Annotated in this window: 19 protein-coding genes; 5 read left to right on the top strand and 14 right to left on the bottom strand. The window is 73.4% G+C overall.

Going from position 1 to position 19,940, the window contains the following annotated elements:
* Positions 1 to 138 precede the first annotated feature (138 nt).
* The 4 genes from WIS52_RS15285 to WIS52_RS15270 are packed head-to-tail and all read right to left on the bottom strand — an operon-like array spanning position 139 to position 3,276.
* The gene (locus WIS52_RS15285; protein WP_349298902.1) at positions 139 to 1,074 is read right to left on the bottom strand and encodes a DODA-type extradiol aromatic ring-opening family dioxygenase; all 936 of its coding nucleotides are present in this window, start codon (positions 1,072 to 1,074) and stop codon (positions 139 to 141) included.
* Entirely contained in the window at positions 1,074 to 1,970 is an 897-nt protein-coding gene (locus tag WIS52_RS15280) for an alpha/beta fold hydrolase (protein WP_349298901.1), read from the bottom strand. Before WIS52_RS15280 ends, WIS52_RS15285 begins: the two co-directional genes overlap by 1 nt.
* Positions 1,967 to 2,482, bottom strand: a complete 516-nt coding sequence (locus WIS52_RS15275; RefSeq protein ID WP_349298900.1) for a cupin domain-containing protein — start codon at positions 2,480 to 2,482, stop codon at positions 1,967 to 1,969. Before WIS52_RS15275 ends, WIS52_RS15280 begins: the two co-directional genes overlap by 4 nt.
* A gap of 20 nt (positions 2,483 to 2,502) precedes the next feature.
* A complete protein-coding gene (locus tag WIS52_RS15270; RefSeq protein WP_349298899.1) occupies positions 2,503 to 3,276 on the bottom strand; it encodes an SDR family oxidoreductase in 774 nt (257 codons plus the stop codon).
* A 143-nt stretch (positions 3,277 to 3,419) separates the two neighbouring features.
* On the opposite strand from WIS52_RS15270, the gene WIS52_RS15265 reads away from it, so the two are divergent.
* The 3 genes from WIS52_RS15265 to WIS52_RS15255 are packed head-to-tail and all read left to right on the top strand — an operon-like array spanning position 3,420 to position 5,887.
* Positions 3,420 to 4,988, top strand: a complete 1,569-nt coding sequence (locus tag WIS52_RS15265; protein WP_349298898.1) for a flavin-containing monooxygenase — start codon at positions 3,420 to 3,422, stop codon at positions 4,986 to 4,988.
* A gap of 36 nt (positions 4,989 to 5,024) precedes the next feature.
* Positions 5,025 to 5,504: a cupin domain-containing protein gene (locus tag WIS52_RS15260; RefSeq protein WP_349298897.1), complete on the top strand. Its 480-nt coding sequence runs from the start codon at positions 5,025 to 5,027 to the stop codon at positions 5,502 to 5,504.
* Complete coding sequence (locus WIS52_RS15255) at positions 5,501 to 5,887, top strand: nuclear transport factor 2 family protein (protein WP_349298896.1); 387 nt, start codon at positions 5,501 to 5,503, stop codon at positions 5,885 to 5,887. Before WIS52_RS15260 ends, WIS52_RS15255 begins: the two co-directional genes overlap by 4 nt.
* Before the next feature lie 171 nt (positions 5,888 to 6,058).
* Here WIS52_RS15255 and dctA read toward each other — a convergent pair whose 3' ends face one another.
* A complete protein-coding gene (gene dctA / locus WIS52_RS15250) occupies positions 6,059 to 7,531 on the bottom strand; it encodes a C4-dicarboxylate transporter DctA (RefSeq protein ID WP_349298895.1) in 1,473 nt (490 codons plus the stop codon).
* A gap of 135 nt (positions 7,532 to 7,666) precedes the next feature.
* On the opposite strand from dctA, the gene WIS52_RS15245 reads away from it, so the two are divergent.
* A complete protein-coding gene (locus WIS52_RS15245; RefSeq protein WP_349298894.1) occupies positions 7,667 to 8,602 on the top strand; it encodes a TAXI family TRAP transporter solute-binding subunit in 936 nt (311 codons plus the stop codon).
* A 25-nt stretch (positions 8,603 to 8,627) separates the two neighbouring features.
* On the opposite strand, the gene WIS52_RS15240 is transcribed toward WIS52_RS15245, so the two are convergent.
* Genes WIS52_RS15240 through WIS52_RS15220 form a run of 5 tightly spaced genes read right to left on the bottom strand, consistent with a single transcriptional unit; the run spans position 8,628 to position 13,834 of the window.
* On the bottom strand, positions 8,628 to 9,410 hold the full coding sequence (locus WIS52_RS15240) for an alpha/beta fold hydrolase (protein ID WP_349298893.1): 783 nt from the start codon (positions 9,408 to 9,410) through the stop codon (positions 8,628 to 8,630).
* Positions 9,407 to 9,865 carry a (2Fe-2S)-binding protein gene (locus WIS52_RS15235; RefSeq protein ID WP_349298892.1) on the bottom strand — a complete coding sequence of 153 codons (459 nt, stop codon included), beginning with the start codon at positions 9,863 to 9,865 and terminating at the stop codon, positions 9,407 to 9,409. The genes WIS52_RS15240 and WIS52_RS15235 overlap by 4 nt, the downstream gene beginning before the upstream one ends.
* Positions 9,862 to 12,219 carry a xanthine dehydrogenase family protein molybdopterin-binding subunit gene (locus WIS52_RS15230; RefSeq protein WP_349298891.1) on the bottom strand — a complete coding sequence of 786 codons (2,358 nt, stop codon included), beginning with the start codon at positions 12,217 to 12,219 and terminating at the stop codon, positions 9,862 to 9,864. Before WIS52_RS15230 ends, WIS52_RS15235 begins: the two co-directional genes overlap by 4 nt.
* Positions 12,216 to 13,064 carry an FAD binding domain-containing protein gene (locus WIS52_RS15225; protein ID WP_349298890.1) on the bottom strand — a complete coding sequence of 283 codons (849 nt, stop codon included), beginning with the start codon at positions 13,062 to 13,064 and terminating at the stop codon, positions 12,216 to 12,218. The genes WIS52_RS15230 and WIS52_RS15225 overlap by 4 nt, the downstream gene beginning before the upstream one ends.
* On the bottom strand, positions 13,061 to 13,834 hold the full coding sequence (locus tag WIS52_RS15220) for a CoxG family protein (RefSeq protein ID WP_349298889.1): 774 nt from the start codon (positions 13,832 to 13,834) through the stop codon (positions 13,061 to 13,063). Before WIS52_RS15220 ends, WIS52_RS15225 begins: the two co-directional genes overlap by 4 nt.
* Positions 13,835 to 13,958: 124 nt before the next feature.
* Between WIS52_RS15220 and WIS52_RS15215 the strand changes: the two genes are divergently transcribed.
* Entirely contained in the window at positions 13,959 to 15,284 is a 1,326-nt protein-coding gene (locus WIS52_RS15215) for an MFS transporter (RefSeq protein WP_349298888.1), read from the top strand.
* A gap of 9 nt (positions 15,285 to 15,293) precedes the next feature.
* Here the strand turns inward: WIS52_RS15215 and WIS52_RS15210 are convergent, their stop codons facing one another.
* The 4 genes from WIS52_RS15210 to WIS52_RS15195 all read right to left on the bottom strand — a co-directional run bounded on the left by WIS52_RS15210 (position 15,294) and on the right by WIS52_RS15195 (position 19,698).
* Positions 15,294 to 16,079, bottom strand: a complete 786-nt coding sequence (locus WIS52_RS15210; RefSeq protein ID WP_349298887.1) for an IclR family transcriptional regulator — start codon at positions 16,077 to 16,079, stop codon at positions 15,294 to 15,296.
* Between the two features lie 59 nt (positions 16,080 to 16,138).
* The gene (locus tag WIS52_RS15205) at positions 16,139 to 17,539 is read right to left on the bottom strand and encodes a HAMP domain-containing sensor histidine kinase (RefSeq protein WP_349298886.1); all 1,401 of its coding nucleotides are present in this window, start codon (positions 17,537 to 17,539) and stop codon (positions 16,139 to 16,141) included.
* Positions 17,536 to 18,213 carry a response regulator transcription factor gene (locus WIS52_RS15200; protein WP_349298885.1) on the bottom strand — a complete coding sequence of 226 codons (678 nt, stop codon included), beginning with the start codon at positions 18,211 to 18,213 and terminating at the stop codon, positions 17,536 to 17,538. Before WIS52_RS15200 ends, WIS52_RS15205 begins: the two co-directional genes overlap by 4 nt.
* A gap of 549 nt (positions 18,214 to 18,762) precedes the next feature.
* Complete coding sequence (locus WIS52_RS15195) at positions 18,763 to 19,698, bottom strand: SDR family oxidoreductase (RefSeq protein ID WP_349298884.1); 936 nt, start codon at positions 19,696 to 19,698, stop codon at positions 18,763 to 18,765.
* Between the last annotated feature and the right edge of the window lie 242 nt (positions 19,699 to 19,940).

The following is a 19,940-nucleotide window of genomic DNA, read 5'->3' as shown; positions in this document are numbered from 1 at the left end:
GCTCCCCCGCCCCCGCCCCGCCCCCCGCCACAAGAGCCGACTCATGACGCTTTAGCCCGGTATCACCGAACTAAAGCGTCATGAGTGGGGACGGGGGAGGGGGCGCGGAGGGGCGCGGAGGGGGCGCGAATGAGGGGGTCAGGTGACCGGGAAGGTGGTGCCGACGCCCATCCCGGTGATCCACTCCGGGACCGGTTCGTAGCCGGTCCAGGCCAGCGGAAGCCCGACGGCGGCCTGACCGACGAGCCAGCAGCGGATCTCGTGGCCACCGGTGCCGGCGTTCTTCTCGAGGACCTCGTGCCCGAGATCTGCGACGGCAGCGGGGTCCCCCGCGGTGAGACGGTCGAGGAACCAGCGGTCCCACTCGGAGTTGACCCGCGCGCCCGGGTCCCCGCCCATCGCCCGCACCCGCGGCTCCCGGGCGGCGGTGAAGGCCTCCACATCGGACCGGCCGTGGATGAGGGCCGCGCGGCGGTCGCCGGTGACCGTCGGGTCGCGGGGATCGTTCGACGGGAGCCAGTGCGACAGCCCGCCGCTGGCGGCGACCAGCACCCGGCGGCCCGGCTCCGCCGACCGCAGCGCGGCGCCCAGCGCGTGCCCCAGCGCCAGGCACCGGTCCAGGGTCGGCAGCGGGGGTGCGGCGGTGTTCACGACCAGCGGGACGAGTGGCAGGTCCAGCCCGCCGGTGACCATCTCGTAGGTCTGGACGACGCCGTGGTCGACCGTCAGCGAGTACGACAGCGACAGGTCGAACCCGGCCGCGGTCAGTCCGTCGTGGACGGACCAGGCGAGGTCGCCGGCGAGCGGCAGCGGCCCGGACGGGCTGCCGAAGTCACCGAAGCCGACGGCGTTCTCGACACCGAGCACGAACGGCGGCATCACGTCGTAGAAGTTGGCGTGGAAGTGGTCGGGTCCGATCACGACGACCGCGTCCGGCGCCAGCAGGTCCACCGCGCGTCGCACCCGCTCGGTGTCGGCGAGGAACGCCGAGCCCGGCCCGCCGGGGCCGGCGGGCGGGAGCATGGTGGCGAACGGGCTGTGCGACATGCCCACGAAGCCCACGATCTCGGACATCAGGCCGGGACCTTCCCGTGCAGCAGCCAGGCACGGTGCGTCTCGAGGTACTCGTCGACCTTCTCCCACTGCGGCCAGTGCCCCGCGTCGGCGATCACGTGCAGCCGGGCGTCGGGCAGCCAGCCGAGCAGCATGTCGGCCTCGTCGAGCCCGCCGGTCGGGTCGTGCTCGGTCCACAGCAGCAGGGTGGGCGCGGTGACCCGGCCGACCCACGCCGGATCCCAGGCGAAGTCCTTGCGGATCTCCGGGTCCTGCAGGACGAGCGTGTTCGTGATGGCCTGCACGAACCCCGGCCGGGAGTAGACCTGCCGGCGCAGGTTCACCAGCTCGTCGGTGACCATCTCCTTGTGGTGGAACAGGAACTCCACCCGGCGTCGCACGGTCTCCTCGCTCGGGTCCTGCACCGCGGCCATCGTGGTCTCCCGCATCCGCCGCATCACGTCCGGCTTGTTCGCGATGTTGCCGGGGGTGTTGAGGACCAGCCGCCGGACGCGGTCGGGGTGGTGGGCGGCGAACCATGCGACCACCCAGCCGCCGAGCGACTCGCCGGACAGGTGCGCGGCGTCGATCCCGAGCGCGTCGAGCAGCCCGGCGAGGTGGTCGGACAGCACGTCGATCGTGTACGGCCGGTCCGGCAGGTCGGACCAGCCGTGCCCGACCATGTCGTAAAGGGTGACGTGGAAGTCGCGGGCCAGGCCGGCGACGTCGCGGGCGTAGGCCTCGAGGTGCCCGCCGGTGCCGTGCAGCAGCACCAGTTCGGGTCCGGACCCGGCCTGCAGCACCCGGGTCCGGACCACTCCGTCGCCGAGCGGCACGTCGACGTGACGCAGGGTGTGGTCCACATCGGCCAGTTCGCCCCACACGCTGACGTGCTCGGGGATCGGTGTCGTGCTCATGTCTCCTCCGGAAAGAGTCGGCGGGCGTCGTCGAGGGTCACCAGGCCTGCGCTCTGGCGGCGGATGAGTCCGAGCCGGCCGAGCAGCCGGGAGTTCTCGACGGTCAGGAACTCCACCGGGTGCTCGGCGGAGTCGTTGTAGTGCCGGTGCCAGGCCCACGGCGGGGTGTAGACGAACGACCCGGTCGTCCAGGTGACGGTCTCGTCGGGACCGTCGACCCCCTCGATCTCGCTGTGCCCGTCCCCGGACAGGACGAAGTGGACGGTCTCGTGGTGGTGGCGCTGCATGTCCGAGCTCTCGCCCGGCGGGATGACCTGCCGGAACATCTCGAACGTCTCGGTCGGCAGCGTCCCGGCCACCCGCAGCTCGGTCGGGTTGGGGACCGACCCGGCGGGGAGGGTGTGCAGGTCGGCGTCGTGCACGACGAGCGGGCGCGCGGCGCCCGGTCGCACGACCGGCGGATTGCTGCTCAGGAAGTCGGCGAGGGTGAAGTCGGTTCCGGCGGTGGCCATGGTGGTCGGCTCCTTGTCGTTCAGGCGGTCCCGGTCAGGCCGCCGTCCACGGTCAGCACCGTGCCGTTGACGTAGCCGGCAGCCGGCGAGGCGAGGAACGCGACGGCCGCGGCGATCTCGGCCGGGTCGGCGGCCCGGCCCGCGGGGATGTCGGCCTCGTCCCGCGCGGCGGCGGTGTCGACGTCGGTGCCGAGCGCGGTGGCGCGGCTCTCCAGGATCTCGCGCCGGCGCGGGGTGTGGGTGGCCCCGAGCGCGACACAGTTGACCGTCACGCCGCGGTCGGCGTACTCGCGGGCGGCCAGGCCTGCCGCGGCCGTCGTCGCCGAACGCAGGACGGTCGAGAGCGCCAGCCCGGGCTGGGGCCGGCGCACCGCGGTCCCGGTGATCACCACGGCGCGCCCGAAGCCGCGCCCGGCCATCGCCGGCAGCGCCGCCCGCAGCATCGCCAGCGGGCCCGTCACGAGCAGGTCGAACGCCGCGTACCAGGCTTTCTCGCAAACTTCGAGCACCGCGCCGGGTGGTGGGCCGCCGGTGTTGACCACCAGCACGTCGAGCTCGTCGCGCAGGTCGTCGGCGGCGGCCGCGGCCGCCGCCGGGTCGGCCAGGTCGCAGACGATGCGGTCGACGCGTGGGCCGCCGCCGAGGGCGGCGACCGCGGCGTCCAGGGATGCGGCGGTGCGCCCGGCGAGCACGACCCGGTGGCCGCGCTCGAGCAGCGCGGCCGCGGTCGCACTGCCGATGCCGCCCGCGCCGCCGCCGACGAGTGCGGTGCGGGGTTCGTGAGGAGGTTCCATGATGGGAGCGACTGTCACTCCGGCCCGGGTGGTGTCCAATCCGCGGTCCCAGCGAGTGGGACTGCGCGTTGGGGGCGATCCGTCCCTCCCCACACGATGTGCGCCACGGCACACGGAGGTGCCGCGGTGGGAGGAGCCAGGACATGCGCGTTGCGATCATCGGTGCCGGGGTCGCCGGCCTGACCACGGCGAAGGTGCTGCTCCAGGCCGGCCACGATGTCGTCGTCTTCGACCGGACACCCGACGTCGGCGGGGTGTGGAGCCGCACCCGCCGGTACCCGGGTCTGACGACGCAGAGCCCCGGTGTCCAGTACGCGTTCTCGGACCACCCGATGCCGGAGGGCTTCCCGGAGTGGCCGACCGGCGCCCAGGTCCAGGAGTACCTGGCGTCGTACGCACGGAGGTTCGGCGTCGACTCCCGGACCCGGCTCGGCACCGTCGTCGAGGCGGTCCGGCAGGCGGGCGCCGGCTGGTCGGTCGACAGCCGGACCGGGGACACGGCCGTCAGCGAGTCGTTCGACCGGGTCGTCGTCGCCAACGGTGTCTTCTGCGAGCCGTCGGTCCCGGAGTTCCCGGGGGCCGACGACTTCACCGCCGCGGGCGGGCGGGTGCTGGCCGGTACCGAGTTCACCGACGTCGAGGCCGCCCGGGACCGGCACGTGCTCGTCGTCGGGTACGGCAAGACAGCCTGTGACATCGCGGTGCCCGTCGCCGAGGTCGCGGCGAGCACCGACGTGATCGCCCGCCAGCTGCTGTGGAAGATCCCGCGCAAGATCGCCGGCGTCGTCAACTTCAAGGCGCTGCTGCTGACCAGGCTCGGCGAGGCGCTGTTCCGCTACCGCCGGCTGCGCGGGTTCGAGAAGTTCCTGCACGGGCCGGCCGATCGGGTGCGGGGCGGGCTGCTCGACTCGCTCGGCCCGGTCTCGGTCCGCCAGTTCGGTCTCGCACGGCTCGGCCTGGTGCCGCCGGGGCGGATGCAGGACATCGTCAAGGGCGCGATCGGGCTGGCGACCGAGGGCTTCTTCGAGGGCGTCGCCGACGGCACGATCCGGGTGCACCGGGACCGGACGATCGCCCGGCTCGCCGTCGACGCCGACGACCGGCGCGTCGCCGAGCTCGACGACGGCACCCGGCTGCCGGCCGACCTCGTCGTGTGCGCGACCGGCTTCACCCAGGGCGTCCCGTTCCTCGACGGCGCGGTGCAGGACAAGCTGTTCGACGAGCGCGCCAACTTCCTGCTCTACCGCCAGATCCTCCCGTTCGACGTCCCCGGGCTGTACTTCAACGGCTACAACTCGTCGTTCTTCAGCCCGCTCAACGCCGAGATGGCGGCGCTGTGGATCGCGGCCGACCTCGCCGGTGCGCTCGAGCTTCCCGGTGCCGCGGAGCGCCGCGCACACACCGAGGAGCAGATCGCGTTCATGGACGTCGCCACGAACACCCACCACTGCCGCGGCACGAAGATCATCCCGTTCTCGCTGCACCACGCCGACGAGGTCCTCGACGACCTCGGCCTGCAGATCGGCCGGGCGGTCCGGGCCCGGCACTGGCTCGAGCCGGTCGACCCGGCGGCCTACCGCGACGTCACCCCGGCCCTGCTGGAGCGGCTCGGCGGGCCGGCGCCGGGTCCGGGCGCGGATCCGGAGCTGCCGTCCGCCGAGCCCGTCGTGGACAGCCTGCCGCCCGAACCGGTACCGGTCCGGAACGACTGACCCACCCTCGCGAACTCCTGTGGAAGGACACCGACCATGACCGCCGAACCGACCACCACCGAACCGGCCGCCGCGCGGCGCCACCACGTGTGCCACCCCGGCGACGGGACCAACCTGGGCGCCATCGGCCTCGGCATCTACACCCGTCTCACCGGCGCGGACACGAACGGCGCGTACTCGCTGTTCGAGTACGTCGTCCCGCCCGGTCTCGGCGGCCCGCCCACCCACGTGCACTCCCGGGAGGACGAGCTGTTCACCTGTGTCCAGGGCCGGGTGATCGTGGAGCTCGACGGCGAGCCGCACGAGCTCGGCGTCGGCGACTCGCTGCTGATGCCGCGCGGGGTGCCGCACGTGTTCTACAACCCGTTCGAGGACGAGACCCGGATCGTCGCGGTCGTCTCCCCGCCCGGGCTGGAGAACTACTACCGGGAGCTGTCCCAGCTCCCGCCGGGACGGGACATGACGCTGGTCGCCGAGGTCATGACCCGCTACGGCCTGTCCCTGCAGAAGAAGTGAGCGCCCCGACGACGACGGCGGACCGGGCCGCCATGGTCCGCTCGATGTGTGCGGCGGTCGACGCCGGGGCCGCCGAGGAGTTCGGGGCGTGGTTCGCGCCGGACGCGACCTACACCTTCGGGAACGGGGAGACCCTCGTCGGCCGGGACGCGGTCGTCGCGGCCACCGCCGGTGCGGCCGGGGCGCTGCCATGGGTCCGGCACACCGTCGAGGACGTCGCCGAGATCGACGACCGGTTGTTCTGCCGGTTCACGATCGGGACGGAGTCGCCGGCCGGTGCAGCGCTCGCGCTGCCGTGCCTGACCGTCATCCGGCTCGGCGAGGGCGGGATCGTCGACTACCGGGTCTTCATGGACCTCTCGCCGGCGTTCGCCGGGGCCTGATCCCTCTCCGCGGAACCTGGGCGGCACCCGACCGACCTCACGGTTCCACGGAGAAGGATCACGGTCGCGGGCGGGCGTCGCCTCGAACGCCGACGGGCCCGCCCGGAGCGTGTGCTCCGGGCGGGCCAATCGGAGGGTGCGGCCGGCGGGGATGGCGCCGGCGGGAGGAGGTCAGCGACCCGCGCCGGACTCCGGCTCGGTCGTGCTCCCGGCGCCGATGGTCGCGGCCTCGCGCCCGTCGGGCTGCGACGCGGTGCCGTCTCCGGTGGCCCCGGCGATCCCCGCCCGGGCCTCGGCCTTCATCAGCTCGTCGACGTCGACCTGCTTGGGATCGTCGAGCACCGACTTCAGGCGGTCCCGGTCGAGCTCGCCGGTCCACCGGGCGATCACCAGGGTGCCGATGCCGTTACCGGTGAGGTTGGTCAGCGCGCGGCCCTCGGACATGAACCGGTCGATGCCCACGATCAGGGCCAGGCCGACCAGCGGGATGACGTCGTCGAACGCGGCGAGCGAGGCGGCCAGGGTGACCAGTCCGGCGCCGGAGACGCCGGCGGCGCCGTTCGACGAGATCAGCATGAACAGCAGGATGCCGATCTGGGTGGCCAGCGGGACGTCGATCCCGAAGGCCTGGGCGATGAACAGCGCGCCCATCGTCATGTAGATCGCGGTGCCGTCGAGATTGAACGAGTAGCCGGTCGGGATGGTCAGGCCGACGACGTGCTTCGGCACTCCGGCCGCCTCGAGCTTGGTCATCATCCGCGGCAGCACCGTCTCCGAGGACGACGTGCCCAGCACGATCAGCAGCTCGTCCTTGATGAAGCGGATGTACTTGAGGATGTTGAACCCGGCCGCGTAGCAGATCGGGCCCAGGCACGCGAAGATGAAGATCAGGCAGGTGACCCAGAAGGTCACCATGAACCCGGCGAGGTTGCCGAGGATCGCGGTGCCGTAGCGGCCGATGGTGAAGGCGATTCCGCCGAACGCGCCGAGCGGGGCGACCCACATGACCATCTTGATGACGCCGAACATCACCTTGGCGAAGCCGTCGAGCGCGTGGGTGATGGACCTGCCGCGCTCACCGAGCATGGTGATCGCGATGCCGACCAGGATCGCGAGCAGCAGCACCTGCAGCAGCTGACCCTCGACGAACGCCGAGGCGAACGACGTCGGCACCAGGTTCAGCAGGAAGTCGGAGAAGCCGGAACCGGCCACCGCGCCCGCGGACTCGATGGTGTCGTCCGCGGCGGAGCCGTCGAAGGTCTCCCGGTCGTAGCCCAGGCCGAGACCCGGCGCGAACAGGTTGATCGTGATCAGGCCCAGTCCGAGGGCGACCACCGTGGTGATGTTGAAGTAGATGATCGTCCGCAGCGCCAGGCCGCCGACCTTGGCCAGGTTGCCGAGTCCGGCGATGCCGACCACGACGGTCGCGAAGATGACCGGCGCGATGACGACCTTGACCAGCTTGATGAACAGGTCGGCGAGCCACTTCAGCTCCCCGGCCACCTCGGGCAGCGCGATGCCGACCACGATGCCGGCGGCGATGCCGATGAGCACCCAGAAGTACAGGTGCGTGTAGATCGGCGTCCGCTTCCGCTGCGTCGGAGCCGCGGGCTGTGTGCTGCCGTCCGTCGTTGGACTGCTCATGGTCGGTCGCTCCCTCGCGTGACGATGCTCGCGGCAGCGTTACGGGCCACACCGGTCGAATCCACTCACACCGGTATTTCTTGGGGTTGGCTTGACATTCCGGACATCGCCGACGGTGGCCGTACGCTGCCCGTCGTGGTGGAGCTGTCGCGTCGCGGGCTGCTGCGCGCCACCGGGACGCTGGCCGGTGCGGCGCTCGGCGGCGGGCTGCTGTCCGCCTGTACGTCCTCGCCACCGGGTCCGCCGGCGCCGTTCCGGCTCGCGACCGGTCCGGAGGGGGCGGTCTACCGGGAGATCGGTGCCGCGCTGGCCTCGGTGCTCGACCGCGGGTGGGGGCGTCCGGTCGTCGAGCTCGTCTACACCGACTCGGCGCCGGAGAACCTCGCACTGCTGTCCGAGGGACGGGCCGAGATGGCATTCCTCAACATCGACGTCGCCGCGGGCGAGGAGGGCGTCGCGGCGCTGGCCCGGGTGTTCGACTCGGTGCTGCACGTCGTCGTGCCCGCGAACGACGGCCCGGCCGGCCTGCGGGATCTGGACGGCCGTCCGGTCGCCGCGGGGCTACCGCTGTCGGGGACCCGCTTCGTCACCGAGCGGCTGCTGGCGGCGGCCGGCAGCACGCCGGTGCTGCGCACCTACTCGCAGGCGGACTCGGTGCGCGCCTTCCGCGCCGGGGAGGTCGATGCGGTGTTCAGCCTGACCGGGATGCCCACGCCGGCGGTCACCGAGCTGGCCCGGGGTGGCGACGTCCGGCTGCTCGACCTGACCGCGCAGGTCGACGCGCTGGTGCGGGCGCACCCGCTGGAGTACGTGCCGGTCGTGGTGCCGGCGACGATGTACCCGCCGATGGAGTCCGCGCCCGCGCCGGCCGTGCCCACGCTGCTCGCGGTGTCACCGTCGATGGACGCCGAGCTCGCGCACTGGCTGACCGGGATGCTGTTCACGCACGCGCCGCAGCTGTCGCAGGTGCGGCAGGAGGCCGGCCAGATCAACCCGCGCACCGGCGCGGCGACGACGCCGGTGGCCCTGCACCCCGGGGCGCGGCGGTGGTTCCGGGAACGCAAGCCGTGAGCGCGGCGCACGCCGTGGGCGGAACTCAGCCGGCGGCGGTCAGGTGCGCGCGTACCGCGTCGCGGGCGGCCGGGCTCTCGACGAGGCTCAGGTGCCGGGTGCGGGGCAGGACGACGAGCTCGGAGCCGGCGATGCCGGTGTGCAGGGCCTGCGCCATGGCGGGCGGGGTCGCGTAGTCCTCCTCGCCGACGAGCACGAGGGTCGGGGCGGTGATCCGGTCCAGCCGCGCGGAGTCGTCGTAGCCGCCGAGTGCCCGGCACGCCGCGGCGTGTGCTGCGGAGTCCGTCCCCAGGAAGACGGCCGAGACCCGGCGCACCTCGGCCGGGTCCTGCTCCCGGAAGCGGCCGGAGAACCAGCGGTCCAGCTGGAACCCGAGCTGCTCGGTCCGTGGCACCGTCACCGCCTGCTCCGCGCGCGCGGCCCAGGTCTCGCCCTTGCCGGGGCCGTAGTCGGCGGTGGTGTCGGCCAGCGCCAGGCTGTGCACCAGCTCGGGCCGGCGCGCGGCGAGCGCGATCGCGGTGCACCCGCCCATCGACAGGGCGGCGATCCGGGCCGGGCCGGTGTCCAGGTGCTCGATCAGGGCGGCGACGTCGTCCGCGAGGCCCTCGACGGTGAACGGCTCGCCGTCCCATGTGGATTCCCCGTGGCCTCGTGCGTCCGGGGCGACGACCCGGTGGTCGCGCGCGAGGTCGTCGACCGTCCGGCGCCACACCGCCCCCGCCAGGGCCAGTGGGTGCAACAGGACGACCAGCGGGCCGGTGCCGGAGCCGAGGTAGCGCAGCGTGCCCCACGGGCGGCCGATGGTCATCCGGGGTGCCGCCGCGCCGCGAGCCGGACCGCCCGGAGGATGTCCGGGTAGGTCGCGCACCGGCAGATGTTGCCCGCCAGGTGCTCGATGATCTCCTCGTCGGTGGGGTCCGGGTTCTCCCGCAGCAACTCGGTGGACATCAGCACGAACCCGGGGATGCAATAGCCGCACTGCATCGCGTCGCACTCGACGAAGGCGGACACCACGGGATCGTCCTCGGCGAGACCGTCGGCGGTGGTCAGCTCGACGCCGTCGTACCGGGTCGCCCGGACGAGGCAGGCGGACACGCTCCGGCCCCCGGCGAGCACGGTGCACGCCCCGCAGGCCCCGACGCCGCAGCCCTCCCGGGCGCTGGTCACCCCGACCCGGCGGCGCAGCGCGTCGAGCAGCAGCGTGGTGTCGTCGACGGCGACGCGGTTCGGGTGCCCGTTGACGTGCAGGACGACCTCGGTCATGACCGGTCCTCCAGGTGCTCGACGACCCGTTCCGGGGTGAGCGGCAGCGTCGTGATCCGCACGCCGCAGGCGTCGCGCACCGCCGCGGAGTAGGCCGGGGCGATCGGCAGGATCCCGGTCTCGCCGACCCCCTTCGCGCCGAAGGGCCCGTCCCGGTGCGCGCTCTCCACGATGATCGGGGTCAGCCGCTCCGGGACGTCGGCGAACGAGGGCAGCTGGTAGTCGAGCAGGGTGGCGTTGGTGAGCTGGCCGTGGTCGTGGACCAGCTCGTCGAACAGGGCGTGCCCGAGTCCCATCAGTGCGGCGCCGGTGAGCTGCTGCTCGACCAGCGTCGGGTTGATGGCGCGGCCGACGTCGCCGGCGACGGCGAGGTGCGGGGTGCGGATGCGCCCGGTCCAGGTGTCGACGGCGATCCGGACGGCCGCGGCCCCGGCGAACCAGTGCTCGGTGGCCTTCTCGGTCCGGCCGGTGTCGTGGTCGTAGGGGACCCACCGGCTGGTGAAGTTCTCCGCGGTGGTGACCGTGGCTCCGGCGGCGCCGAACCGGGCGTGCACCAGCTCGGGCAGCGAGATCCGGCGGTCGTCGTCGGCGTGCGCGACACCGTCGGCGTCCAGCACCAGGACGCCCGCAGGGACGTCCCACAGCTCGGCGGCGAACCCGATCAGCTTGTCCCGCATCGCCTCGGCGACCAGCCGGACGGCGTTGCCGGTGTGGTAGGTCGAGCGGCTGCCCGCGGTGATCGTGTCGTAGGGGGTGGCGTCCGTGTCGGCCCGCACGACGTGGATGCGGCGGCTGTCCAGCGACAGCACCTCCCCGGCGATCTGCGCCATGATCGTGTCGCTGCCCTGTCCCATGTCGACGGTCGAGATCAGCAGGGTCGCCGAGCCGTCCTGGTTCAGGTTGAGGGTGGCGTTCGCGACGGTCGGGGTGAGCACCGCCTTGAACCCGACGGCGACGCCCTTGCCGTGCACCCAGCGCCCGTCGCCGGGCGGGGTCTCCTCGTCCCAGCCGATCGCGGCGGTGACCCCGTCGAGGCAGCTGACGAAGTCGGCGCTGTGCATCCGGGTGCCGACGGTGGCGACGTCGCCCTCGCGCAGCAGGTGCCGGCGCCGGAAGCGGTACGGGTCCTCGCCGAGTGCGCGCGCGAGCTCGTCGATCAGCGTCTCGTGCGAGAACGTCACCTGCGGGACGCCGAAGCCGCGGAAGGGGCCGGCGGAGACCTTGTTCGTGTAGAGGCAGCGGGACCGGACGTCGACGCTGCGGATCCGGTACGGGCCGGGGGCGACGAGTCCGGACTTGGCGGTGATCCGCGGCCCGACGTCGGCGAACGCGCCGGTGTCGTAGCGGACGTCGGAGCTGACCGCGACCAGCTCACCGCCGGAGTCGGCGGAGATCGTCCCGATCACCTGGGCGCCGTGCCGGGTGGTGAGCAGGAACGCCTCCTCCCGGGTCGCGTCGATCCGGACCCGGCGCCCCGTGGTCCACGCGAGCGCCGCGGCGAGGGGCTCGAGGCGGTCGTACATCTTGGTCCCGAAGCTGCCGCCGAGCGGGCGGGTGGTGATCCGGACCCGGGACAGCGGCAGGTCCAGCATGGTCGCGACGGTCTGCCGGACGTAGGACGGCGTCTGGGTGGTGGTCAGCATCTCGAGCCGGCCGCTGTCGACCCACGCGGTGGTCGAGGGCAGCTCGATCGACACGTGCTGGGTGGGCGGGGTCCAGGTGGTGGCCGACACCGTCGTGGTCGCGGCGGCGTGCTCCGCGGCGGTGTCGCCGAGCACCTGGCGGTACTCGTAACAGACGTTCGTGTCGCGGACCCCGCGCAGGTGGGCGAGGTCGGCGAAGACCGAGCTCGGGCGCAGCTCGTCGTGCACGAACGCCTCGCCGCGCAGCGCGTCGTCGATGTCGTACACCGGCGGGAGCTCCGCGTACTCGACGGCGATCTCGTCGGCGGCCGCCCGGGCGGTCGCGAGGTCGGTCGCGAGCACCACGGCGACGGCCTCGCCGACGAAGCGGACCTTGTCGACCGCCAGGCACGGCTGGTCGGCGAAGGCCGGCCCGGTGACCATCCGGTCGCCCAGGACGGCGGCGAGGTCGGCGCCGGTGACGACGCCGACGACGCCGTCCATCCCGGACGCCGCCGTGGTGTCGATCGAGAGGATCCGCGCGTGCGGCGCGGTGCTGCGGTGCACGCCGGCGAACGCGGTGCCCGGGACCGCGCCCTCGTCGCCGGTGTAGCGCAGGGTGCCGCGGACCCGGCCCAGCGCGTCGAACCGGGTGCGCCGGTCGCCGACGCCGTGGCGGGGTTCCGCGGGCCGGGCCTCCGGCAGCGGGGTGGGGACGACGGTGTCGGTCATCCGGCGAGCTCCTTCAGGCAGTGACGGAGGCCCTCCTCGACGGCGATCCGGCCCAGCCGGGCCTTGTAGCGGGCGCTGCCGCGGATGTCGGGGATCGGGTCCATGGCGGAGTCCGCGATGTCGATCGCGGCGTCGACGGCCTGCTCGACGTCCATGTCCGGGGTCACGTCGTAGGCCAGGTAGACGGTGGTGGGGGCGAGGCCGCCGAGCCCGAGCCGGATGTCGACGAACCCGTCCTCGGGGACGGCGAGGACCGCGGCCGACGCGCAGGGCCAGTCGTTCTCGCTCAGCGAGCGCAGCTTGACGTAGGTGCCCCGGGCCCGCTCCGGCTGGCGCGGCACGGTGATCGCGGTGACCAGCTCGCCGTGGGCGACAGCGGTCTGCTGGAAGCCGGTGAAGAACTCCCGGATCGACACCTCCCGGGTGCCGGCGGCCGACGTGAGGTGGACGGTCGCGTCGAGCACCGCCAGCGCCGTCGGCGGGTCCAGGCGGTAGTCACCGTGCGCGATGTTGCCGCCGGCCGTGGCGGTGTTGCGGACCCGCGGGTGCGCGACGCGCCCGTAGGTCTGCGCGGCCAGCGGGGTCAGCCGTCGCACCTGCGGGTCGGTCTCCATCCGGCGCAGCGGCACCAGCGCGCCGATCCGCAGCCCGTCGGAGGTGGTGGTGAGGTCGGCCAGGCCCGGGACCCGCGCGATGTCGACCCAGTCCTGAGCGAACAGCAGTCCCTGCGCCCGCAGGACGGAGATGGCGGTGCCGCCGCCGTAGACCAGGGCGTCGTCGAGGTCGCGCAGCAACGCCGTCGCCTCGTCGAGGGTGTCCGGGTGGTGCACCCGTACGGCGCTCACCTGCGACCACCCCATCGCTCGCCGACGAGGATCCCGTAGGCGAACGCGGCCGCGACGGCGAGACCGAGCACCAGCCGGTCCCGGCCGGCCGGCACCGCGGGGGACGACCCCGGCACCGGATCGCCGGTTCCGGAGTGGACCCCGGACGCCGAGGGTGTCGCGGCACCGGCGACCGCAACGGATCCGACCGCACTGGACCCGGCCGCCGCAGCGGGGCCGGCAGCGGGGGGCTCGCCGGCACCGGATCCCGGGCCGTCGTCGTGTCCACCGGCGTCCTCGCCGCGCCGCGGCACCGGACGGCCCGCGCACACCGCTGTCAGGGCCTCGGCGAACTGCCGCTCCACCTCCGCGGTGCGCCGCCGGATCACCGCCTCGCCGAGCCGCCCGAGCTTCCCGCGCACCGCGAGCTCGAACTCGTAACCCACCTCGGCGGCGTCGCCGTCCTGCGGTGTCGTCCGCGGGGTCACCGTCAGCGTCGCGTCCATCCGGATGGTGCTGCCGAGGCGGCGGTCCTCGCCGCGCAGCACCGCGACCACCACGGCCGGGTCGCCGTCCTGTCCGTGGGTGACCGAGGTGATCTCGGCGGTGAACCGGGCCGTGAAGCGCACGTGGGCGACCTCGTTGACAAGGCGGCCCGCGTAGTGCGAGTCGTCGGTGCGGGTCAGCTCCTCGCAGCCGGGGATGCAGGACCGCATCGTCTCCGGATCGAGGAACAGGGCGACGACCTTGTCGGCCGCGGCCGGGACCGGGAACGAGGACGCGAGTCTCATGCGCTCGACCACCACTTCGGCTTGACGCTCACCTGCGCTCAGCCTAGCGTTGCAACTCGCAATTGTCTTGTGTGAAGGACAACATGTCCTTCGATCCGGACGAAGCATCCTCCGAGGAGGAGCCATGCACGACGAGGTCGTCGTCCGACGTTCCTGGCACGAGGGCGTCACCCGGGCGCAGTGGCGCGCGCTGATCGCGGCCAACCTGGGCTGGCTGTTCGACGGCTTCGAGACCTACGCCCTGATCCTCGTCGCGGGCACGGTCATCCACCGGCTCGACCCGGCGGTCCCGCAGTCCTCCATCGCGTTCCTGAGCGGCGCGACGATCGCCGCGACGCTGCTCGGCTGGGGCATCGGCGGCATCACCGGCGGCGTGATCGCCGACTACATCGGGCGGCGGCGGATGCTGCTGATCTCGATCGTCGTCTACGCGGTGTTCACCGGGCTGACGGCCGCCTCGTGGAGCGTGACCTCGTTCCTGGTGCTGCGGCTGATCACCGGGTTCGCACTCGGGTCGGAGTGGGGGACCGGGGCCTCGCTGGTCGCCGAGATCTGGCCGGCGCACGCCCGGGCGAAGGGCGCCGGGCTGATGCAGTGCGGGCTCGGGCTGGGCTTCTTCATCGCCTCGGCCTGCTGGTTCGCCGTCGCCCCGCTCGGGCCGGACTCCTGGCGGATCATGTTCCTGATCGGCGTGCTGCCGGCGTTCTTCGCGCTGTGGCTGCGCCGCAGCGTGCCGGAGTCCGAGCGGTGGACCCGGGCGGCGGGCCGGCGCCGGTCGCTGCAGGGACGTGCGGCGGGGGAGCTGTCGAACGAGGAGATCTCCTACACCCGGTTCAGCCTGCGCCAGATCTTCGCCGACCCGCAGCTGCGACGGCTGACGATCCTGGGCTCGCTGATGTCGCTGACCACCACGCTCGGCTGGTGGGGGATCTCGACCTGGGTGCCGCTCTACGTCTCCGGCATCGCGGCGGCCGCCGGCGGGAACGCGGCCACCTGGGCCGCCGCCGCGGGGATGATCTACAACGTCGGGGCGATCGCCGGTTACATCCTGTTCGGTGTGTTCGCCGACCGGTACGGCCGGAAGCCGACGACGATGGTGTTCTTCGGGGCCTCGCTCGTGCTGACCCCGGTGCTGTTCCTGTGGACCCACGACCTGCGGCTGATCGTCGTCGTGCTCGTGGTGAACGGCTTCTTCACCCTCGGCCAGTACACCTGGATGCCGGTGTGGCTGCCGGAGTTCTACCCGACCCACCTGCGCGCCACCGGTGCCGCGTTCGTCTTCAACGCCGCCCGGTTCCTGGCGTTCCTCGGGCCGCTGCTCGCCGGCGCCATCATCTCCGCGCTCGGCGGTTACGGCGTCGCGGCCACCGTCGTCGGGCTGATCTACATCCTCGGGCTGGTCGTCGCACCGTTCTGCCCGGAGACCCGGGGCCGTTCGCTGGACGACTAGTTGGCGGCGTCAGTCCCCGGTCGTGGGGTAGCCGGCCGGTGGGGTGCCGCCGATCCGCAGCGTGATCCGGTCCGCGCACGCGCGTACGACCGGCCCGACCTCGTCGACCCGCGCCTCGTCCAGCTCGCTGGAGAAGCCGAGCACCACCACGGCGAACAGCGGGCGGGACCGGGAGTCGAAGACCGTCGCGCCCGCGGCGCCCTGGGAGAGGTCGAGCTGGCGCACGCTGCGGCTGAAGCCGTCGGCGCGCACGGCGCCCAGGACCCGGTCGAACTCGGCGGGCTCGGTGACGGTGTGGCGGGTGTAGGCGGTCAGCCCGTTGCGGCGGACGAGCGCCCGGACCTCGGACTCCGGCAGCCAGGCGGTGAAGGCCTGCAGCAGGGCCGGAGCCGCGAACGGGAAGCGGTCGCCGACCCCGACGCTCACCCGGATCCCGTTGGCCCGCTCGGCCTTGGCGACGACGGTGAAGGCCGCGGTGCCGTCGAACTCGGCCGCGAACGCCACGAACCCCAGCTTCCGGCTGAGCGCGTCCAGCTCGTCCTGCACCACGCCCGCCACCAGCTCCTGGCTCACCCCGGTGAGTGCGAGCAGCCGGGGGCCGAGCGTCCACCCGGCGCGGCCGGTGGACGCGGCCCAGCCGGAGGCCTGCAGGGTGGCGAGGATGTTGTAGCAGGTCGACCGGTTGAGTCCGAGCTCGGAGACCAGGGTGCCCGGCGACACCGGCCGGGGGCGCTCGGCGGCGAGCCGCTCGAGGATCCGGACGGCCGCCGACACGGCCGGAACGTTCGCCGTCACCGCAGCGCCCCCTCCCACTCGCGACCATCACATCACGAACGACCTCCGGGCAGGATCGCTCATCCCGAGGTCGGGACGGAACCGGGAGCAGGCGGGAGCCGGACGACGGCGGTGAGGCCGCCGCCCGGTGTCTCGGCCAGCTCCAGCGACCCGCCGACGTCGTCGAGCACCTGGGCCACGATGGCCAGGCCGAGACCCGTCCCCGGCACGTTCTGGTCGCGCGGGTCGCGCCAGAACCGCTCGGTGGCCCGGCGCCGGTCGCGCGCGTCCAGCCCGCGCCCGTCGTCGGCGACCTCGATCCGGTAGGCCGCACCGGTGGCCCGGCCGCGCACCGTCACCGAGCCGCCCCGGGAGAGCCGGCAGGCGTTGGCGACGAGCTCGTCGACGGTCGCGGCGAGCCCGCCGGTCGGTTCCTGCACGCGGGTCCCGGTGTCGCGCAGGTCCTCCACGAACGCCAGCCCGGCCTCCTCGACCGCCGCGCGCCAGGCGGCGGCCCGGTGCCCGAGGGCGTCGGCGACCGGGCCACAGCTGGCCGGGCGGTCCTGCAGCGCGGTGGCGGCGAGCATGCTGTCGACGACCGCGCCCATCCGCACGAGGTCGTCGATGGTGTCGCGGTAGGTCGCGCGCGCCTCCTCGTCGTCGGCCAGGTGCGGTTCGAGGTTCTCCACCGAGAGCCGGGCGGAGGCGATCGGGTTGCGCAGCTGGTGCGCGGCGTCGGCGACGAACCGCTGCTGGCGTTCGATGGTCCGGCGTACCGCGGAGACCATGTCGTTGAAGCCCGCGGTGAGGTTGCGCAGCTCCGGCGGGCCCGAGTCGGGCGCGGCCCGGGCGCCGAGGTCGCCGGCCCGTACCGCGGCGGCGCTGCGCTCCAGGTCGGCCACCGGGCGCAGGATCCAGCGGGTCATCGGGCCGACCAGGTACACCGCCAGCGTCGCCACCAGCGTGATCAGGCCGCCGAGCAGCGCCCAGTCGCGCAGGACGATCGCCCGCACGGTGTCGGTCGGCACCGACAGCACCAGCGCCGCGACGACCTGAGAGTCCCGGCCCACCGGTGTCACGATCACCTCGTCCCGGATGCTCCACGGCCAGATCGTGCGTTCGGTGGGCGGGAGCTGCCCGGCGAGCACGCCGTCGAGCCGGGACCGCGCCTCCTCCGGGGGCGGGGTCCCGTCGGTGGAGTGCAGGACCTGCTGTTCGCGGTCGAGGAACCACACGCCGGTGTCGTAGAGGTCGGCGTACTCGTCGAGCTCGGCGCGCAGCCGGACCAGGTCCGCCTCGAGCTCCGATCCGCCGGTCAGCGTGGTCAGCGCCAGCACCGAGAACCGGCTCGCGTCGCCGATCCGGTCCGAGACCATCGTCGCGGTGTGCCGGCCGGCGACGATGCCGGCCGTCGGGACCAGCACACCCAGCATCAGCAGGACGAGCAGCGGCGCGACGGCGACCAGCAGCCGGCGCCTCACGGGTCGACCTGGTAGCCGACGCCGCGCAGGGTGCGGATGACCACCCGGTCCTCGAGCTTGCCGCGCAGCGTCGCCATGTGCGTGTCGAGGGTGCGCGAGCTCGACTCGGTCGGCACCGCCCAGACCTGGTCGATGACGAACCGGCGCTCCACCGGTTGCCCGGTGCGTTCGAGCAGCAGCGCGAGCACCGCGGACTCGATCGCGGTGAGGGTGACCGACCAGCCGTCGTCGTCGCGCAGGGTGCGGGCGGTGACGTCGAGCTCCAGCGACCCGCGCCGGTGCACGACGGCGGGCTCGGACACCGACTGGCGCAGCGCCCGCGTCCGCCGGCTGACCGCCTCGATCCGGGCCAGCAGCTCGGCGAGGCTGAACGGCTTGACGACGTAGTCGTCGGCGCCCGCGCGCAGCCCGACGACGCGTTCGGTCTCGCCGTCCTGCGCGGTCACCACCAGCACCCCGGTCGCCGGGTGCTCGCGCAGCCTCCGCACCACCGCGCTGCCGTGACCGTCGGGCAGGCCCATGTCGACCAGCGCGAGATCGGGGGGCTGCTCGGCGATCAGCGCGTGCGCCTCGGCGACGTCGGCCGCGCGGACGACGCGATAGCCGGCCCGCAGCAGGGCCCGGACCAGCCCACGGGCGACCCGGTCGTCGTCCTCGACCACGAGTATCCGCACGCAGCGCAGGGTAATGAGCGGGACGGACCGGACGACAGGGCGCCGGGTCGCCCGCTGGTCGGCCAGCAGCTCGTCGGGGCGCCGCGCCGTCGGCTATCCGCGCTGCGCTGCGCTCCTTCCGGCCGACCAGGGGACCGTCGACGAGGCCTACGCCGACGCCTTGAGGCGGGAGCCTGGACCTCGACCTGGGCGACCTCTTCCACGTGCTGGAGCACTGGCGGCGGGTCGCGGTGCTGCAGCACGACCGGCCGGCCACCGACGGATGATCCGGTGGGCCGCCGAGACCCTCGCCGGACAACCGATCCCGGACGACGAGCCATTGGACGTGACGCGGGCCCGCATCGACGTCTGACCGCGCATGTGCCGGGCCGCCACCGACGAGCAGGCCGCCGTCCGGCTCGACGCGCTGCCGATCGCGGCGTCGACCGGGCCACACTCCGAGGGCATGGCCGCTTTCCGGTTCTCGAGCGTGAGCGACGGTCGACGTGCTACAGCTCGCGTGGCTCGTCTGAGGACCGGATCGTTCTGTACGCACGGGGTATCGACCCGTCACGACATCGTGAAGGAGACCTTCGTCAGCTCCTCGGAGACGTCCCAGATCCGTGTTGCGTCGTCGGCGCCGCAGAGCCGGGAGTAGAGCTTCTGCTCCGCGGGCGGACCACCGAGGTTCCGGGGACCGCTCGGGCCGTAGAACGGGGCGGCCTCGGGGGTGGTCGCCGCCATCAGGGCCGGGAGGCCCGCGGACTCGACGGTCCCCAGCAGGATGCCGGCGCGGGACATCGCACCGATGAGCCGGCGGGACAGGGGCTGCCGGGCCCGGCCCATCTCCGGCCGCGCGGCGAGCAGGCTCGTCGGCGCGACGCCGGGGTGGGACAGGTTGCTGGTGATACCCCAGCCCCCGGCGCGGCTCCGCCGGTCGAGCTCCAGGCCGAAGAGCCCGAACGCGATCTTCGACTGGCTGTAGGCGTCCATCCCGTCGTAGGAGCGCTCCCAGTTCAGGTCCTCCCAGTTGATCGCGCCCTGGTTCGCCGCGACGCTGATCTGCGAGGTCACCCGCGCCCGTCCGGCGGACAGCAACGGCAGCAGGCGTGCCACCAGCGCGACGTGCCCGAGGTGGTTCGTGCCGAACTGCAGCTCGAACCCGTCGGTCGTGGTCTGCCGGTCCGGTGGCGTCATGACGCCGGCGTTGTTGATGAGGATGTGGATCGGCCGGCCCTCGTCGAGGAGCGTGGTGCCGAGCGCCTCCACGGACTGCAGCGAGGACAGGTCGAGCTCGCGCGTCGACACGGACGCGGCGGGATTGCCCCGCCGGATCCCGGCGGCCGCGGCCTCGCCCTTCCGCGGGTTGCGGACGGGCATGATCACCTCGGCTCCGGCGGCGGCGAGCCGGGTGGCGATGCCGAGTCCGACGCCGTCGCTCGCGCCGGTGACGACCGCGCGCTTCCCGGTGAGGTCGGGGAGGGTGAGGGTGGGTCTGCGGGGCACTGGTGTCTCCTGTGGTGTCGGAGGGACGTCGGCGTGTGCCCTCCACACTCACCGCTCCGCGGGGCGGTATCCACGGCCTTCCGATCCGCGGCTGACCGCTCCGATGCCGGCGACCGCCCCGGGCGACAGGCATGCGCGGTCCGGGGTCGGGGTGTGGTCCGACGGGCGGTCCGGAGCGGGAGATCACGCCGGCGCCACCGCGCGCGGGTGCGAGCCGGTTCCCGTCCGCGGCGTCCGTGGCG

The sequence above is a fragment of the Pseudonocardia nematodicida genome (assembly GCF_040105385.1).
GTDB lineage: Bacteria > Actinomycetota > Actinomycetes > Mycobacteriales > Pseudonocardiaceae > Pseudonocardia > Pseudonocardia nematodicida.
This window is presented reverse-complemented; position numbering and strand designations above follow the sequence as displayed.

Bases quoted from the DNA above. Each gene is read 5' to 3' on its own strand.
- WIS52_RS15285 (WP_349298902.1), bottom strand. From the start codon at position 1,074: ATGTCCGAGATCGTGGGCTTCGTGGGCATGTCGCACAGCCCGTTCGCC.
- WIS52_RS15235 (WP_349298892.1), bottom strand. From the start codon at position 9,865: ATGACCGAGGTCGTCCTGCACGTCAACGGGCACCCGAACCGCGTCGCC.
- WIS52_RS15215 (WP_349298888.1), top strand. From the start codon at position 13,959: ATGCACGACGAGGTCGTCGTCCGACGTTCCTGGCACGAGGGCGTCACC.
- WIS52_RS15265 (WP_349298898.1), top strand. From the start codon at position 3,420: ATGCGCGTTGCGATCATCGGTGCCGGGGTCGCCGGCCTGACCACGGCG.
- WIS52_RS15220 (WP_349298889.1), bottom strand. From the start codon at position 13,834: ATGAGACTCGCGTCCTCGTTCCCGGTCCCGGCCGCGGCCGACAAGGTC.
- WIS52_RS15270 (WP_349298899.1), bottom strand. From the start codon at position 3,276: ATGGAACCTCCTCACGAACCCCGCACCGCACTCGTCGGCGGCGGCGCG.
- WIS52_RS15280 (WP_349298901.1), bottom strand. From the start codon at position 1,970: ATGAGCACGACACCGATCCCCGAGCACGTCAGCGTGTGGGGCGAACTG.
- WIS52_RS15240 (WP_349298893.1), bottom strand. From the start codon at position 9,410: ATGACCATCGGCCGCCCGTGGGGCACGCTGCGCTACCTCGGCTCCGGC.
- dctA (WP_349298895.1), bottom strand. From the start codon at position 7,531: ATGAGCAGTCCAACGACGGACGGCAGCACACAGCCCGCGGCTCCGACG.
- WIS52_RS15230 (WP_349298891.1), bottom strand. From the start codon at position 12,219: ATGACCGACACCGTCGTCCCCACCCCGCTGCCGGAGGCCCGGCCCGCG.
- WIS52_RS15260 (WP_349298897.1), top strand. From the start codon at position 5,025: ATGACCGCCGAACCGACCACCACCGAACCGGCCGCCGCGCGGCGCCAC.
- WIS52_RS15275 (WP_349298900.1), bottom strand. From the start codon at position 2,482: ATGGCCACCGCCGGAACCGACTTCACCCTCGCCGACTTCCTGAGCAGC.